Source organism: Streptomyces sp. NPDC046862, from assembly GCF_040704615.1.
Classification (GTDB): domain Bacteria; phylum Actinomycetota; class Actinomycetes; order Streptomycetales; family Streptomycetaceae; genus Streptomyces.
Genome location: NZ_JBEYXP010000017.1, coordinates 71351 through 86826 on the forward strand (window position 1 = coordinate 71351; position 15476 = coordinate 86826).

General features: G+C 71.1%; 15 protein-coding genes and 1 riboswitch. Of the genes, 5 read left to right on the top strand and 10 right to left on the bottom strand.

Translation table 11 applies throughout. The annotated features are described in order from the left end of the window. Positions 1–2 precede the first annotated feature (2 nt). The 5 genes from AB0959_RS20475 to AB0959_RS20495 all read right to left on the bottom strand — a co-directional run bounded on the left by AB0959_RS20475 (position 3) and on the right by AB0959_RS20495 (position 3392). Positions 3–275, bottom strand: coding sequence for a phosphoribosyl-ATP diphosphatase (locus tag AB0959_RS20475; protein ID WP_016434182.1), 273 nt, complete (start codon positions 273–275; stop codon positions 3–5). 33 nt (positions 276–308) lie between these two features. After that, on the bottom strand, positions 309–794 hold the full coding sequence (gene ribH, locus AB0959_RS20480) for a 6,7-dimethyl-8-ribityllumazine synthase (protein ID WP_366827848.1): 486 nt from the start codon (positions 792–794) through the stop codon (positions 309–311). A 65-nt stretch (positions 795–859) separates the two neighbouring features. After that, positions 860–2149, bottom strand: a complete 1290-nt coding sequence (locus AB0959_RS20485; protein ID WP_366827849.1) for a bifunctional 3,4-dihydroxy-2-butanone-4-phosphate synthase/GTP cyclohydrolase II — start codon at positions 2147–2149, stop codon at positions 860–862. Continuing rightward, the gene (locus AB0959_RS20490) at positions 2146–2781 is read right to left on the bottom strand and encodes a nicotinamide mononucleotide transporter family protein (RefSeq protein ID WP_366827850.1); all 636 of its coding nucleotides are present in this window, start codon (positions 2779–2781) and stop codon (positions 2146–2148) included. The genes AB0959_RS20485 and AB0959_RS20490 overlap by 4 nt, the downstream gene beginning before the upstream one ends. Next, complete coding sequence (locus tag AB0959_RS20495; protein ID WP_366827851.1) at positions 2778–3392, bottom strand: riboflavin synthase; 615 nt, start codon at positions 3390–3392, stop codon at positions 2778–2780. Before AB0959_RS20495 ends, AB0959_RS20490 begins: the two co-directional genes overlap by 4 nt. A gap of 150 nt (positions 3393–3542) precedes the next feature. Continuing rightward, a riboswitch (FMN riboswitch) is annotated at positions 3543–3673 on the bottom strand. Between the two features lie 439 nt (positions 3674–4112). Here AB0959_RS20495 and AB0959_RS20500 point away from each other — a divergent pair. Further along, positions 4113–4868: an NAD(P)H-binding protein gene (locus AB0959_RS20500; RefSeq protein ID WP_366827852.1), complete on the top strand. Its 756-nt coding sequence runs from the start codon at positions 4113–4115 to the stop codon at positions 4866–4868. Positions 4869–4941: 73 nt separating this feature from the next. Here AB0959_RS20500 and AB0959_RS20505 read toward each other — a convergent pair whose 3' ends face one another. After that, on the bottom strand, positions 4942–6129 hold the full coding sequence (locus AB0959_RS20505; protein ID WP_366827853.1) for an ROK family transcriptional regulator: 1188 nt from the start codon (positions 6127–6129) through the stop codon (positions 4942–4944). A 176-nt stretch (positions 6130–6305) separates the two neighbouring features. Between AB0959_RS20505 and AB0959_RS20510 the strand changes: the two genes are divergently transcribed. Beyond that, entirely contained in the window at positions 6306–7523 is a 1218-nt protein-coding gene (locus tag AB0959_RS20510) for an MFS transporter (RefSeq protein ID WP_366827854.1), read from the top strand. Here AB0959_RS20510 and AB0959_RS20515 read toward each other — a convergent pair. Further along, a complete protein-coding gene (locus AB0959_RS20515) occupies positions 7505–8629 on the bottom strand; it encodes a glycoside hydrolase family 6 protein (RefSeq protein WP_366827949.1) in 1125 nt (374 codons plus the stop codon). The two genes, AB0959_RS20510 and AB0959_RS20515, sit on opposite strands and share 19 nt — an antisense overlap. 172 nt (positions 8630–8801) lie before the next feature. On the opposite strand from AB0959_RS20515, the gene AB0959_RS20520 reads away from it, so the two are divergent. Both AB0959_RS20520 and AB0959_RS20525 read left to right on the top strand, forming a co-directional pair. After that, on the top strand, positions 8802–9476 hold the full coding sequence (locus AB0959_RS20520; protein WP_366827855.1) for a DUF5995 family protein: 675 nt from the start codon (positions 8802–8804) through the stop codon (positions 9474–9476). Between the two features lie 108 nt (positions 9477–9584). Then, positions 9585–10514 carry an LLM class F420-dependent oxidoreductase gene (locus AB0959_RS20525; RefSeq protein ID WP_366827856.1) on the top strand — a complete coding sequence of 310 codons (930 nt, stop codon included), beginning with the start codon at positions 9585–9587 and terminating at the stop codon, positions 10512–10514. Between the two features lie 39 nt (positions 10515–10553). On the opposite strand, the gene AB0959_RS20530 is transcribed toward AB0959_RS20525, so the two are convergent. Both AB0959_RS20530 and AB0959_RS20535 read right to left on the bottom strand, forming a co-directional pair. Then, a complete protein-coding gene (locus AB0959_RS20530; protein WP_366827857.1) occupies positions 10554–12266 on the bottom strand; it encodes an NAD(P)/FAD-dependent oxidoreductase in 1713 nt (570 codons plus the stop codon). A gap of 62 nt (positions 12267–12328) precedes the next feature. After that, entirely contained in the window at positions 12329–13138 is an 810-nt protein-coding gene (locus tag AB0959_RS20535) for a carbon-nitrogen hydrolase family protein (RefSeq protein ID WP_366827858.1), read from the bottom strand. A 441-nt stretch (positions 13139–13579) separates the two neighbouring features. On the opposite strand from AB0959_RS20535, the gene AB0959_RS20540 reads away from it, so the two are divergent. Continuing rightward, positions 13580–14128 (top strand): Repetin, encoded by a 549-nt coding sequence (locus tag AB0959_RS20540; RefSeq protein WP_366827859.1) that lies wholly within the window; start codon positions 13580–13582, stop codon positions 14126–14128. On the opposite strand, the gene AB0959_RS20545 is transcribed toward AB0959_RS20540, so the two are convergent. Then, the gene (locus AB0959_RS20545) at positions 14112–15317 is read right to left on the bottom strand and encodes an MFS transporter (RefSeq protein WP_366827860.1); all 1206 of its coding nucleotides are present in this window, start codon (positions 15315–15317) and stop codon (positions 14112–14114) included. The genes AB0959_RS20540 and AB0959_RS20545 overlap by 17 nt on opposite strands. Positions 15318–15476: the final 159 nt, after the last annotated feature.

A 15476-nucleotide genomic window follows, 5' to 3' on the forward strand; every position in this document is an offset into this window, starting at 1 on the left:
TATCAGAGGTGCGCGTAGACGTCGTCGAGGGAGATCCCGCGCGCGACCATCATCACCTGGACGTGGTACAGCAGCTGCGAGATCTCCTCGGCGGCGGCTTCCTTGCCCTCGTGCTCGGCGGCCATCCAGACCTCGGCGGCCTCTTCGACGACCTTCTTGCCGATGGCGTGGACGCCCTTGCCGACCAGTTCGGCGGTGCGTGAAGTGGCGGGATCGCCGTGGGCGGCCTTGTGCTGGAGCTCGGTGAAGAGCTCCTCGAACGTCTTCTTGGACATGGTGGCGCCCACTTTACGCGTGTGCCGCCGGACCTAACGCCAGGGTTCGGATACTGAGCGGAGCGTGGCGGCGGTCGCCACGGCCGCCGTGACCGCCTCGTGCCCCTTGTCCTCGTTGGAGCCCTCGATGCCGGCGCGGTCCAGGGCCTGCTCCTCGGTGTCGCAGGTCAGTACGCCGAAGCCGATGGGGACGCCGGTGTCGACGGAGACCTGGGTGAGGCCCTGGGTGACGCCCTGGCACACGTAGTCGAAGTGGGGGGTGCCGCCGCGGATGACGACGCCGAGGGCGACGATCGCGTCGTAGCCGCGGCCCGCGAGGACCTTGGCGACGACCGGGAGCTCGAAGCTGCCGGGGACGCGCAGGACGGTCGGCTCGTCGATGCCGAGCTCGCCGAGGGCGCGCAGGGCGCCGTCGACGAGTCCGTCCATGACCTTCTCGTGCCACTGGGCGGCGATGACCGCGACGCGCAGGTCGCCGCAGTTCTTCACGCTCAGTTCGGGTGCGCCCTTGCCGCTCACGTCTCTCCTCGGTGCCTTGCTCGGTACGACTCGTGTGGTTCTTCTGGGTACGGCTCTGGTGATGGTTACTGGTTGCCGCAGCTGGACACGGCGGGTGTGTCCAGCCAGGGCAGGTCGTGCCCCATCCGGTCCCGCTTGGTGCGCAGGTAGCGGAGGTTGTGCTCGCCCGCCTTCACGGGCATCGGCTCGCGGTCGGTGATCTTGAGTCCGTGGCGGGTGAGCGCGTCGGTCTTCTCGGGGTTGTTGGTCATCAGCCGCACGCCGTGGACGCCGAGGTCCTGGAGGATCTGGGCGCCGGCGCCGTAGTCACGGGCGTCGGCGGGCAGACCGAGTTCCAGGTTCGCGTCGAGCGTGTCGCTGCCGCGCTCCTGGAGTTCGTACGCGCGCAGTTTGGACAGCAGGCCGATGCCGCGGCCCTCGTGGCCGCGCAGGTAGACGACCACGCCCCGGCCCTCGGCCGCGATGCGCTCCAGCGACGTCTGAAGCTGTGGACCGCAGTCGCAGCGCAGGGAGTGCAGGACGTCACCGGTGAGGCATTCGGAGTGGACGCGGACGAGGACGTCCTCGCCGTCGCCGATGTCGCCGTGGACGAGGGCGACGTGCTCGACGCCGTCGACGGTGGAGCGGTAGCCGTAGGCCGTGAACTCGCCGAAGGCGGTGGGCAGGTGGGTCCTCGCCTCGCGGCGGACGGTGGGCTCCGAGGAGCGGCGGTAGGCGATCAGGTCCTCGATGGAGATGATCGACAGGCCGTGCTTGCGGGCGAACGGGATGAGTTCGGGCAGGCGCAGCATGCGGCCGTCCTCACCGGCGATCTCGACGATGGCGCCCGAGGGGCGCAGTCCCGCGAGCCGGGCGAGATCGACGGCGGCCTCGGTGTGGCCGTTGCGCACGAGCACGCCGCCGGGCCTGGCGCGCAGCGGGAAGATGTGGCCGGGGCGGACGAAGTCACTCGGCTGCGCCGTGCCGCTCGCCAGCAACTGGAGGGTGGTGGCGCGGTCGGAGGCGGAGATGCCCGTGGTGACGCCGTGCTCGGGTCCGGCGTCGACGGTGACCGTGAAGGCGGTGCGCATCGACTCGGTGTTGTGCTGCACCATCTGGGGCAGTTCGAGCCGGTCCAGCTCGTCGCCCTCCATGGGCGCGCAGATCATGCCCCGGCACTCGCTCATCATGAAGGCGATGATCTCGGGGGTGACCTTCTCGGCGGCGATGACGAGGTCGCCCTCGTTCTCCCGGTCCTCGTCGTCGACGACCACGACGGGGCGGCCCGCCGCGATGTCGGCGATGGCCTGTTCGACCGGGTCGAGCGCGAAGGACTCGATGGTGTCGGTGCGGTAGAGGATCGGCGCCGTGGTCATGCGGGTGCTCCTTCCAAGGTGGGCTGCCGGGAGCGCAGCCACCAGTCGCGCATGCCCCACAGGACCAGCGCGCCGTAGAGGACGTAGACGAAACCGGAGAAGGCGAAGCCGTTGGCGAAGTTCAGGGGCACGCCTACGAGGTCGACGAGCAGCCAGGCGAACCAGAACTCGACCATGCCGCGCGCCTGGGCGTACATGGCGACGATCGTGCCGACGAAGATGTACGCGTCCGGCCAGGGGTCCCAGGACAGGGTCGGGTAGGCGGTGAACAGGCCGCCGACGGCAAGGGTGCCGAGGGCGGCGGCCGCCGCCAGGTAGCCGCGCTCGCGCCAGGTGGCGAACCGTACGGCGATGGAGCCGTCCTGGGCCTGTCCCCTGCCGCGGTTCCACTGCCAGAAGCCGTAGACGGCGACGAGCATGACGACCACCTGCTTGCCGGCGCTGCCGGAGAGGTGGGCGGTGGCGAAGGCCGCGAAGAGGATGACACCGGACAGGAACTGCGCGGGCCAGGTCCACAGGGAGCGGCGCCAGCCGAGCGCGAGGGCGATCAGGCCGATCACGTTGCCGATCATGTCCGACCACTTGATGTGCTGGCCGAACAGCGCGAACGCCTCGGAGTTGAGCCAGTTCACCGGTCGGCCCCCTGACTGGTCCCGCGGTCGCCGAGGAGCCGCTCGACGTACTTGGCGATGACGTCGACCTCGAGGTTGACCGGGTCGCCGGCCTGCTTGTGGCCGAGGGTGGTGAGGGAGAGGGTGGTCGGGATGAGGCTGACCGTGAAGTAGTCGGGGCCGGCGTCGACGACGGTGAGACTGATGCCGTCGACGGTGATGGAGCCCTTCTCCACGACGTACCGGGAGAGGTCGGCCGGGAGTGAGATCTTCACGATCTCCCAGTTCTCGGACGGCTTGCGTTCGAGGACCGTGCCCGTGCCGTCGACGTGTCCCTGGACGATGTGGCCGCCGAGGCGGGCGCCCACCGCCATGGGGCGTTCGAGGTTGACCCGGGAGCCGACGGCCAGGGCGCCGAGGCTGGAGCGTTCGAGCGTCTCGGCCATGACGTCGGCGGTGAACCAGTCGTCCCCGTACTCCACGACCGTGAGACAGACGCCGTTGACGGCGATGGAGTCGCCGTGCTGTGCGCCCTGCGTGACGACGGGGCCACGCAGACGGAAGCGGGAGGAGTCGCCGAGATTCTCGACGGCGGTGACCTCACCCAGCTCTTCGACGATTCCGGTGAACACTTCCCGGGTCCTCCTGCCTCGTGGGGCACGGACTCCGGGGCTGTCGAAGACGACAGATAGAGCGGACTGCGGCACGGAGAGCGACGCCGCGTGGGACCCGTCCCGAGGACGGACCACAAACAGACGGCGGCGCGCACGTATGCCCGCCCGCCGCGCACTGCCTCCCATCCGGACTTTAACCGTCGGTCCAGGAATTTCACCTGGTCAACCGATCACTGGAAGCGATCGGGTCGCGGACTGTAACCGCCGGTTCGGACTTTCACCGACCCCGGAGTGCGCTGCTTCTGGTACAGGGCCAGTGTGCCACGCCTGATCGTCACTCATGCGGCCGAATCATGTGGGGTGGCTCACAGGCACCCGTTCTGGACTTCTCGGACGCCTCACCAGAGGGCCCAACTTCCGGACTTCAACACTCCGTTGAATTGGTACAGACCTCTTGACCGCCTGGTCTAGTCCTCTTAGGGTCTGCGATCACGGCGTCCGCCCGAAGAGCCACCCGGCGGCGGTGACGACGGCCCTTGCCCCGCCGCCGGGTCTGCCGGGTCTGCCGGGTCTGCCGGGTCTGCCGGGTCTGCCGGGTCTGCCGGGTCACGCTCGGCCCTCCCGCAGTCGCCAGGACATTTCCGGTCGACGATGTCACATTTTCCCCAGGCTGTTCGGTCCCAGCTGTTGCAGGGCGTTCCACGAGGGTGCGCCCGATGCCCGAAGGGACGGAACAGCATGACCACGATCCTGGTGACCGGCGGAACCGGAACGCTCGGCCGACTCGTCACGGAGCGGCTGCGCGGGAAGGGGCACGAGGTGCGCGTCCTCAGCCGCCGCACCCAGCCGTACGCCGTCGACCTGCGCGAGAGTGGCCCCGGACTGGACGCGGCCGTGGCGGGCGTGGACACGATCGTGCACTGCGCGAGCACTCCGCGCGGGGGCGACGAGCAGGCGGCGGCGAACCTGATCCGGGCCGCGCACAAGGCGGGCGTCGCCCATCTGCTCTACATCTCGATCGTCGGCGTCGACCGGGTGCCGTTCGGCTACTACCGGACCAAGCTGGCCGTGGAGCAGCAGGTCGAGCGGTCGGGGCTCGGCTGGACGGTCCTGCGCGCCACCCAGTTCCACGACCTGCTCGTGACGCTCTTCCAGGCGCTGTCCAAGTCGCCGGTCATACTCCTGCCGGCCGGGGTGAGCGACCAGCCGGTCGCCGTCGCCGAGGTCGCCGACCGCATGGCCGAGCTGGCCGCGGGCGGCCCCGCCGGGCGGGTCGAGGACATGGGCGGGCCCGAGGTCCGTACGCTCCGGGAGCTGGCCCACGCCTACCTGGCGGCCACCGGTCGCCGTCGGCCGATCATGAACGTCCCGCTCGCGGGGCAGGCATACCGCGACTTCCGGGCGGGCGGTCACCTGACCCCGGAACGGGCCGTGGGGAAGGGCACGTTCGAGGCGTACCTGGCCGACCGGTTCGCCACGGGACCGCGGAAGTGAGGGGGCTCGCCGACGCGACCCCTTGCTCCGACAGGACCCCTTGCTCCTCCAGACCCCCTCGTTCCAGGACTCCCTAGCGCACGGACGGCGACCCGAACAGCTCGTCCTGAGCGGCTTCCCGCGCCATCAGCAGCGCACCACGCACCACGGCATCCCCGCCGAGCGCACTCGCCCGCACCTCGGTCGGCAGCGGCGACATCCGCCCGAGCCGCTCGCCGACCCGGGCCGCGAGCGCGGCCCCGCCCGCCTGACCGACCTCGCCTCCGAGCACCACGCACCCTGGATCGAGGACGGCGACGACCGAGGCCACGCCTACGGTGAGCCGGTCGGCCAGGGCGTCGAGGAAGCGGGAGGCCTCTGCGGGCTCCTCCCCCACGGCTCGCCGAACGAGGGTCGCCGCGCGCACGCCGGCGCCCCTCCCCTCTTCCACCAACCCGAACTCACCGGCCAGTGCCACCACGGCCGCGTCGCCACCGAGCGAGTGGAAGCCCCCGGCACAGTCCGTGGCCGAGGGGAGCGTGGCCGTGCCGGGTACCGGGAGGAAGCCGATCTCGCCGGTGCCGCCGGAGGCGCCGCGGCGCAGGCGGCCGTCGAGGACGACGGCCGCACCGGTGCCGAGGCCGAGCCACAGCAGGACGAAGGTGTCGCCGGCCTGGGCGGCGCCGTCGCGCTGTTCGGCGAGCGCGGCGAGGTTCGTCTCGTTCTCGACGATCAACCGGGCCGGGAGGCGTTCGCCGAGAGCCGCGACCAGGCGGCGGTGCCACTCCGGCAGTCCGGACGAGTCGCGCAGCTCGCCCGTGGCGGGGTCGATGAGGCCCGGGGCCCCGATGGCCACGGTGTGCAGCGGGTCTGCCCCCGCCTCCTTGGCCGCGCGCTCGACCAGCGCGACCGCCTGCTCCACCGCGGGTCCGGTCCCGGTGTCGTCCGCGATCGGCAGGGACGCCCGGCCGAGTTCCCTGCCGAGCAGGTCGGCGATGACGACGGTCACTCCCTCGGTGCGCACGTCGAGGGCCGCCAGGTACGCGCGGTCGGCGACGATCCCGTACAGACGCGCGTTGGGTCCGCGGCGCTGCTCCCCCGACTCGCCCACGACGTCGATGAGTCCGGCCGCGGAGAGGCGCTCCACGAGGTCGGCGACAGTGGGCCGGGACAGTCCGGTGAGCTGCTTCAGCCGCCCTGCCGTCAGCGGGCCCTCCTGCTGCAGGAGTCTCAGGGCCAGCCGGTCGTTGATGGCCCGGGCTGTGCTCGGTGATGCGGGCATGCCGGGATCCTCCCAGATCACTGGCGGGCGCGACCCGTGGCCTTCCGAGCGCCCCAATTGACGCCTATCTATCAGGCAAGGTTCCTGATAGTTTACGCGGCGCGGTGAGGGCTGGGTAAGTGAGTGGGTTCGGTGAGAGCGGGTGCGGTGTGCACCGGCCCGGGAAGGGGACGAGGATGGGCGAGGTGGTCTACGACCTGCGCGAGGTGCGGCGGGCCCGGTACGCCGTGGCCGCCGTGTTCGCGGTGCACGGCGCCGTCACCGGGTCCTTCGCGACCCGTGTGCCGTGGATCCAGGACCACGCCGGCCTCAGCGCGGGGCAGCTCGGGCTCGCCCTCGCCTTCACGGCGTTCGGCGCCTCCTGCTCCATGCCGCTCGCCGGCCGGATCAGCCACCGCTTCGGCAGTCGCACCGCGCTGCGCGGCCTGATGACGCTGTGGACCCTGGCGCTGGTCCTGCCCTCGCTCGCGCCGAACATGTACACGCTGTGCCTGGCCATGTTCACGTACGGCGCCACGGCGGGCATGGCCGATGTCGCCATGAACGCCCTCGGTGTCGAGGTCGAGCAGCGGCTCGACAAGTCGATCATGTCCGGACTGCACGGCATGTGGAGCGCCGGCGCCCTGGTCGGCTCGGCGGCCGGCACGCTCGCCGCACATCTCGGTTCGGACGCGCGCCTGCACTTCGCACTCGCGGCCGTGTGCCTCACCACCTTCGCCGTGCTCGCCTGCCACTGGGTGCTGGACCTCAAGCCCGCCGAGGACGAGGAGCCGCCGCCCAGGTTCGCGCTGCCGCCCAGGTCGGCGCTGCTGATCGGCGCGGTCGGGTTCTGCGCGGTGTTCGCGGAGGGGGCGAGCCTCGACTGGTCGGCGGTCTATCTGCGCGACCAGCTGGGTACCTCGGCCGGGCTCGCGGCGGCGTCGACGACCGGGTTCATGATGACCATGGCGATCGCCCGGATCGCGGGCGACGCGGTGGTGAACCGCTTCGGCGCGGTGCGAACCGTCCGCGCCGGGGGCGTGTTCGCCGCCCTCGGCGGCCTGCTGATCGTCGTCTCCGGTCACCCGGCGGTGGCGATCAGCGGATTCGCGCTGCTCGGCCTCGGGATCGCCGTCGTCGTGCCGCTGTGCTTCGCGGCGGCGGGCCGCAGCGGCCCCAACCCGAGCCAGGCCATCGCGGGCGTCGCCACCATCACCTACACCTCGGGGCTGATCGCCCCCAGCGTGCTCGGCGGGATCGCACAGGCCACCAGCCTGGTGGTGTCGTTCGGACTGGTGACAGTGCTGGCCTGCGGGCTCGTGGCCTTCGCGAACGTCCTGCGCGCCGGCGACCGCGACCGGCCGAAGGTCACCGCGCCGGGCGGCGACCCGGCGGCTCAGCGCGCCAGGTCGTAGGCGTACCCAGGTGAGAACGTCCCGGCCGCGCCCTTGCAGCCGTCCGACTCGCCCGGCAGCTTGACCCACAGGTAGGCGTCGATACGCGCCTCACCGGTGCCGAGGGTCGGTGGCTGCCCGACCTTGCGGCCGGCCGGATCGCACCACTGTCCGTCGGCCGGGGCGCCGTTGCCGTTCCGGCTGGTGTCGATGACGGCGCCCAGACCGCGGGGACCGCCGAGGGCGTCCAGCACCGCCCGTGTGTAGGCGACCTCGGCGCTCGTGCGGTTGAAGTTGGACACGTTGCTGAAGACGCCGTCGGAGGACGCGGCCGAGGCGGCTCCCGCCTTGCCGAGCAGCGCGGCCTGTTTGTCCGGCGCGTTCCACTGGGAGTGGCCGGCGTCGTAGTACACCCGGGCCCTCGGGTTCGCCGCCTTCAGGACGCGGCCCGCACGGGCCAGCGAGGCGAACCGGTCGACGCGCTGTCCGGACGACAGGCAGTCGGACTGGGCGATCGAGTCGGGCTCCAGGATCACGATGACCTCGTCGGAGCCGAGCCCCGCGGCGAACCTGTCGATCCACGCGTCGTAGGCGTCGAGGCCGGGCGCCCCGCCCTGCGAGGCGCCGCCGCAGTCGCGGTCCGGGATGGCGTACGGCACGACGACCGGCACCCGTCCCAGCGCCGCCCCGCCCGAGGTGACCGCCCTGACCCGGGTGGCGATGGTGGACGGCGTGTAGTCGGCGAACCAGACGGCGGCCGGCTGGTCGGCGATCCGGGACTTGATGACCGCGAGCCGGGGGTCGGTCGGGTTTCCGGCGAGCCAGTCGAGGATCTGCGAGTCGGGGTGCCGGTAGAGACGGGCCGGCGCGGCCACGGTCTTCGTCGTCTCCTCCTCGTCGGGCTTCGGGCTCGGCGTCGCGGACGTCCGCGACGGAGACGGCGAGGCCGAGGAGGCCGACGAGGGTGACGGGGAGGGCGTCGGCGTAACGGCGGGCAGCGGCCGCAGGCTGGGTGAACGGGTCACCAGGGGGCGCGCCTCGTCCGGCCGGTGGTCGTCGTCGTTCAGCGCCGAGACCATCCCCGTGATGGTTCCGACGACGGCGACGACCGAGGCCGCGGCGGCCATGACGCCGCGCCGGGCGGTGCGCCTGCGCTCGGCCCTGCGTGCGGCCAGGCGCTGGGCACGTAAGCCTGACACGTGGTGCTCCCCCCTTTTTCCGCCGTGGGCGTTACCCCGTTCCGGGGACATGCCCGGCCCGGCGGTCCTGGCGTCAGCGTAGGGCTGGGACCCTGCCCCTATGGCGCAGTTGGAACATTTCACCACTCCCGTCGACGGGGTCGTCGCCCGTATGCGCGCCCTGGACGTGACCTTGCCGAGACAGGACGGGGTCGCCGTCTTCAACCGCGTCTACCTCGCCGTCACGGAGGCGATCGACGAGTGCGTCGACTCCGGCGGATTCCCGGACGCCCGGGCCGCGATCACGCTGGACGTGCGGTTCGCCGAGCGCTATCTGGGGGTGGCCGAGGGAGGGCGTCCGCCCGCCTGCTGGCGGCCGCTGCTGCTGTTCCGGCGTCATCCCGGCGTACGGCCACTGCAGTTCGCGCTCTCGGGCATCAACGCGCACATCGGGCACGATCTCGCGCTCGCCGTCGTGGACGCCTGTCGTACGCTCGGCTGCGAACCCGCCGAGCTGGAGGACGAGTTCGAGCGCGTGGGTGCCCTCCTCGTCTCGCTGGAGGAGCGCATCCGCGAAGAGCTGATGCCGGGCCCCGATCTCCTCCAGCTCACCGATCCGCTCACGCACCTCTTCGGCTCGTGGAGCCTGGAGCGGGCCCGCGACGCCGCGTGGTCGGCGGCCCGCGCGCTGTGGGCGCTGCGCGGACTGCCCGATCTCGCCGAGGAGTTCGCCGAGCGGCTGGACGCCGCCGTGGGGTGCGCGGGACGGATGCTGCTCACGCCGCTGCCGAACTGATTCGGCCACTCCTGTTCCGATCGCGCGCCGGGCTCCAGAACTCCCTTGTGAACGTTGTACGTTCAACAAGAGAACTAGTGCATCCCCTCTTGCAAAGGAGCACAGGGCATGGCGACGCGACTCGGACTCGGCCTTCCGCAGATGCGCCAGTACGACATCGGCAAGGACGTACCGGAGGTGGCGCGAACCGCCGAACAGATCGGTTACGAGAGTCTGTGGGTCTTCGAGCGGGCCCTCTTCCCCGAGCCGGCCACGCAGGGCCTGTACGGCATCGAGGGCCTGCCCTGGCCCGACCAGTACCGTCACGTGGCCGACCCTCTGGTCACCCTCACCCTGGCCGCCGCGGCGACCGAGCGCGCCCGGCTCGGCTCCAGTGTCCTGGTGGCCCCGCTGCACGTGCCGTTCCAGCTCGCCAAGTCCCTCGCCACACTGGACGCGGCGAGCGGCGGCCGGGTCATAGCGGGCCTGGGCACCGGCTGGTCGGTCGACGAGTACGCGGCCTCCGGGGTACGCCCCATCGAGGAGCGCGGCCAGGTGCTGGACGAGATCATCGAGGTCTGCCGCGCGGTGTGGGGCGCCGACCCTGTGTCGTACGACGGGCGGATCACGAAGATAGCCTCCGCCGAGGTCGGCCCGAAGCCGGCCCGGCCGATACCGATCATGCTCGCCGCGAGCAACAAGAAGGCCCAGCAACGGCTCGTCGACCACGCCGACGGCTGGCTGCCGGTGGGCATGGGCGTCGAGCAGATCGCCGCGCAGTGGCGCCAGTTGCAGGACCTCGCCGCCGAACGCGGGCGCAAGGAGCCGATCCAGACGGTGCTGCGCGTGAACGCCGTCCACACGCCCAAGGCCTACGACGGCGCGGACCGCCAGCCCTTCCAGGGTGACGTCGCGCAGATCGTCGAGGACCTCGTGGCCCACGCCGAGATCGGCCTGGACGAGATCCTCCTCGAACTGCAGGCCACGCCGCGGGACGCCGAGGAACTCAAGGACCTCGCCGCCGAGGTGTACGAGAAGGCGCGGGCGGCGGGGGTGTGAGACGGGGGATGTAAATCCCGTCAGTCCTCGGGGAGTTCGTCAGTCCTCGGGGAGTTCGACGGGGGCGATCTCGTCGAACACGTCGCCAGGCCCGGGGTTGGCCGGGTCCGTCGCCCCGCCGAAGTGGTGCATGACGCCCCAGACCGCGTTGAGCGCGGTCTGGACGGCGCCCTCGGCCCAGCCCGCCGTCCAGGAGATGTCGTCGCCGGCGAGGAAGACGCCCCGCTTGTCCTCGGGCAGCCGGTCCTGCACGAAGTGCGTGAACAGGCGCCGCTGATAGCGGTAGTGGCCGGGCAGGTTCGCCTTGAAGGCGCCCATGAAGTACGGCTCGTTCTCCCAGGACACCGTCACCGGGCTGCCGATGATGTGCTTCCTGATGTCGACCTTCGGGTAGATCTCGCCGAGCGACTTCAGCATGACCTCCATCCGCTCGTTCGCCGACAGCGGCAGCCACTTGAGGCTGTCGTCGCACCAGGTGTAGGAGAGGCAGATGACGGCCGGCTTGTCGGGGCCGTCATCAAGGAGGTAGGTCCCGCGGGTCATGCGGTCGGTGAGCGTCATCGACATGACGTCCCGGCCGGTGTGCTCGTCCTTGTCGAGCCAGAAGGGCCGGTCGACGGGCACGAAGAGCTTGCTGGACTCCATGTAGTGAGTGCGCTCGATGGCGGTCCAGTGGTCGATCGGGAAGAGCGAGTCGTCGCAGTCGATCTTCGACAGCAGCATCCAGGACTGCGCGGTGAAGACCGCCGCCTGGTAGGTACGGATGTCGCCGTCCGCGTCCGTCACGGTGATCCGGTTGCCCGCGGTGCGGTGCAGCCGGGTCACGGCCGGTCGTGGGTCGCCGTTCTCGTGCAGGGACTTGAGGGACGTCCCGTACGGCCAGTGCACGATCTTCTCCGGCTCACGCTCCCACAGCCTGAGCGGCAGCTGCTGGGAACCGCCGACGATGCCCCGGTGGTGGTCGTCGGCCTCGGTGTAGACAACGCGCAGGATCTCCAGGATGGAGTTCGGGAAGTCGGTGTCCCAGCCGCCCGTCCCGAAGCCGACCTGGCCGAAGATCTCCCGGTGCCGGAAGGACCTGAACGCCGCGGAGTCGCAGAGGAAGCCGTAGAAGGTCTGGTTGTCGAGCTTCTCGACGAGCTGCGACCAGATCTCACGGATGCGGGGCACGTCCCGCTCCCGCATGGCCCGGTTCATGTCGGAGAAGTCGGCGCCCTCTTCAAGACACTTGTTCCAGGCCTCGGCGACGTCACGGTAGACCTGCGGGAGGTCGTCGATCGTCTCGGCGTAGTGGGACTCGCCCTTGAGGTCGACGACGGTCGAAGGGGTGGCGTCCGCAAGGGGGTTGGGGAAGGGGCGGGTCACGAGTCCCACCAGGTCGATGTAGTGCTGGAGCGCCGTGGAGGACGGCGGGAAGCGCATCGCGCCCATCTCGGCGGTGAGTCCTTCGGCGCCGGGGCCGTCGAAGCCGACGGTCCGCAGCCGCCCGCCGATCCGGTCGGCCTCGTACACGACGGGCCTCAGTCCCATCTTCATCAGCTCGTACGCCGCGACGACGCCGGACAGACCGCCGCCGATCACCGCGACCTCGGTGCCGTGCTCGGTCGCGGGGATCTGGCCCAGGCCCGCCGGATGGGCGAGGAAGTCGTCGTAGGCGTACGGGAAGTCCGGTCCGAACATGGTGATCGGCGGCTGCTGCTCGCCTGTGTGCTCGGCTGCGTGCTCGACGGCGTTGGGCACGGTGGACGTCATGGGGTACGGACTCCTTGCGGCAAATGAAGATCAGGGGTTGCTCGGGCCAGGCGCCGGGATGCTCAGGCCAGGGGCCGGGTTGTTCGGGTCAGGGGCCCGTAGAGGCCGGGGCGGCGGTCCTCCAGGTACGGGTTCGCCTGTCGGGAGGCGGCGAGGAAGGCGGGGTCTGCTTCGGCGAGGAGGAGTTCCTCACCACGTCCGCCGCGGGCGCGCGCGACCCCGTCGGGGCCGGCCAGTGTGGAGATCCCGACGAAGTCGAACTCGCCTTCCTGGCCGACACGGTTGACGTACGCGACGTACATCTGGCTCTCGAAGGCGCGCACCGGGACCAGCGACTCGGCGACGAACTGGAACGGATGCATCTGAGCCGTGGGCACCAGGAGGAGGTCGGTGCCGGCGAGGGCGTGGGCGCGCACGTTCTCCGGGAACTCGACGTCGTAGCAGATCATGACGCCGACGCGAAGGCCGCCCAGTTCGGCCTGGACGACCGGCTGCTCCCCCGGCGTGAAGTGGTCGCGCTCGAAGCAGCCGAAGAGGTGCGTCTTGCGGTAGTTCGCCAGCCGGACGCCGTCGGCGGATATGAGCTGGGCCGAGTTGAAGACATGATCTCCGGCCCGCTCGGGATAGCCGTACGCGACCGCGAGACCGTGCCGTCCGGCGGTCTCCGCGATGGCGTCGGCGGAGTCGCCGTCGGCGGGCTCGGCCAGCCGCGCGATGTCGTCGCCGATCGCGTATCCGGTCAGGAACATCTCCGGCACCACCAGCAGCCCGGCTCCCGAGGCCGCCGCACGCCCCGCGGCCTCGTCGAGAACCTTGAGGTTCCCGGCGACCGAGCCGGGGCGGCCGGAGCTCTGGAGCAGGGCGGTGCGCATGCGTGTTCCTCACCGGGACGAAGGGAGTTGGGGGGCCGAGTGGGAAGTCGGGAGCCGACTGCCGGGCCACTTAGACGGTACGGTCGGCCGGCCCGGCCGGACAAGCGGGAGCCGTTGCGCGCCGATGAGCGAACCGTTGCGTGCCGCGCGGGTTCGGCGGCGATTCGTTGTGCACCTCGCGAGTGAGGGTGCTCCACCCGTGGGTGCAGGTGGGGGCCGTGCGGTCCCCACCCGGGGGCGGAGGGGCGATGCACTCCGTAGCGGGATGTGGCGAGGGGTGTGCCACCGGGAGAGTGGGACATGTCCGATCAACCGCAGAAGGGGCTCCCAGTGAACCGTCCGACTCTTCCGAACCGTCCCGGACTTCCGCACGGTTCGGCTCATCCCAACCGTTCGGCTCGTCCCAACCCGACCCTCCGTGCGAAGGTCTGGAAGGTCGGTGTGCTCGGGGCCGCCGCCCTGCTGCTGGCGACCGGCGCGGCTGCTTCCGCAGCCGCGACGGGCTCCGACTCCGGCTCCGGCTCCGGCTCCGGCTCCGGCTCCGGCTCCGGGCACGGACAACACAAACGGCGCGAGGCCGCCGCCCTGACCGGCACCGCCAAGCTCCAGCGGCCCGGTGAGGACATCACGTTCTCCATCGACGCGCACCTGGCCGCGAAGGACAAGGCCGACTGGACCAGGGCCACCGGCACGTTCCACTGGAGCCACTACATGGGTGACAGAGGCGGCTGGGCGAAAGCACGCGTCGACTGCCTCGTCACCGGCGGCAAGGTGGCCGTGGTCTCGGGCGTCGTCACGGCCACCAATGTGCCCAACCTCAAGCACCACCGGGTGGGCATAACCGTCCACGACACCGGCCGCGTCGACCGCGTCGGCTACAGCTGGGCGGTGACCGAGGACATGGGCCCGAAGGACCTGCCGAAGTGCGTCAGCTCGGCGCCCTTCGAGAAGGTCAGGAAGGGCACGGGCGACTTCAACGTCGTGCCGTAGCAGCCGGACTTCGAGCCGTCAGCAACAGCGCGGTCACCAGGTACGGCACCGCGAACACGGCGAAGACCGTGCCGGGCACGTGGGCCGAGCCGAGCAGCGCGTACGCGCCGTACACGGTGATCGTGGCGAGTTCGGTACCCATCCCGGCGACCGAGGTCAGGGTGGCCCGGCCCGAGCTGTCGATGCGCTGCTGGAGCCGGACGTCGGCCAGCACGGTCGACAGCTGGAAGCCGCCGAAGGCGAGGGCCACGAGAGCGATACCGGACGGTGTTCGCGCCACCGCGCCCGCGGCCAGGGCCAGCGCCGAACCGGCGAGCAGCAGGGCGAGCCCGGTCCTGCCCAGGCGTTCGCCCACTGCGGCCAGCAGGCTTCCGGCCGTGGCGCCCGCCCAGATCAGCAGAAGCAGGTAGGGAACCGTCTCCTCGGACACACCGGTGTCCTTCGCCAGCAGCGGTGTGTACTCGTCGAGCGCGCCCCACACGGCGCTGACGGCCGGAACGAGCAGGAGCGCTCCGCGCACGGATCGATCGCGGCGGGCTTCCGCGAGCCCCGTCCGCAGCGTGGTGAGGGTCGTGGCCCAGCTGTCGTCCCCGGCGGTGGGGGTCCGGTGTTCCGGGAACCGGATCGCCACCGCGGCGGTCAGCAGACAGGCCAGCACGGTGGCCAGCCCCACGGCCGGGTATCCGCCGAACTCGAGCACCGGACCGGCGAGCGCCGTGGCCGTCACGACTCCGACCAGCCCGGCGGCGTGGGCCCGGCCCATGACGCGCGCGTAACGCTCGGCCGCGCCGAGGCGGTCGAGCTCCTCGTACACGAGCGCCTCCAGCGCACCGGAACCGAGGGCTCCTCGGACACCCCAGAGCACGAAGCCGGCGGCGAACGCCTCGTACGAGGGGACGAGCACCCACAGGCCGAAGCCGACGGCGCCGAGAAGCGGTCCGAGCCACAGCAGCGTCCGCCGGGAGACGGCGTCGGCCCAGGCACCGGACGGGACCTCGACGAGGACGCCCGTCAGCGACCAGAGCACGAACAGGGAGGAGATCTGCCAGACCGAGAGACCGGTGTCGACGAACAGCAGCGCGTACACCGGGTAGAGCAGGACGAGATCGTCGAGGAACGAGTAGCCGTACAGCGTGGCCGTGAGCCGCCGGACACCGGTGGCGGGCACACGCGCAGGTGAGAGTGTCATGAGGCCTTCCCGCAGGGACAGTTCGGACGCCGGATGAACGGCGTCCGAGGCGGCCCTCGGGAGGCACGGCTACTGAATCGGCTACTGGATCAATGTCGCCAGGTCATGACACAGATGTTAGACGGGAAAACGGCGGACCAGTAGGTGCGCCCGGGAAGG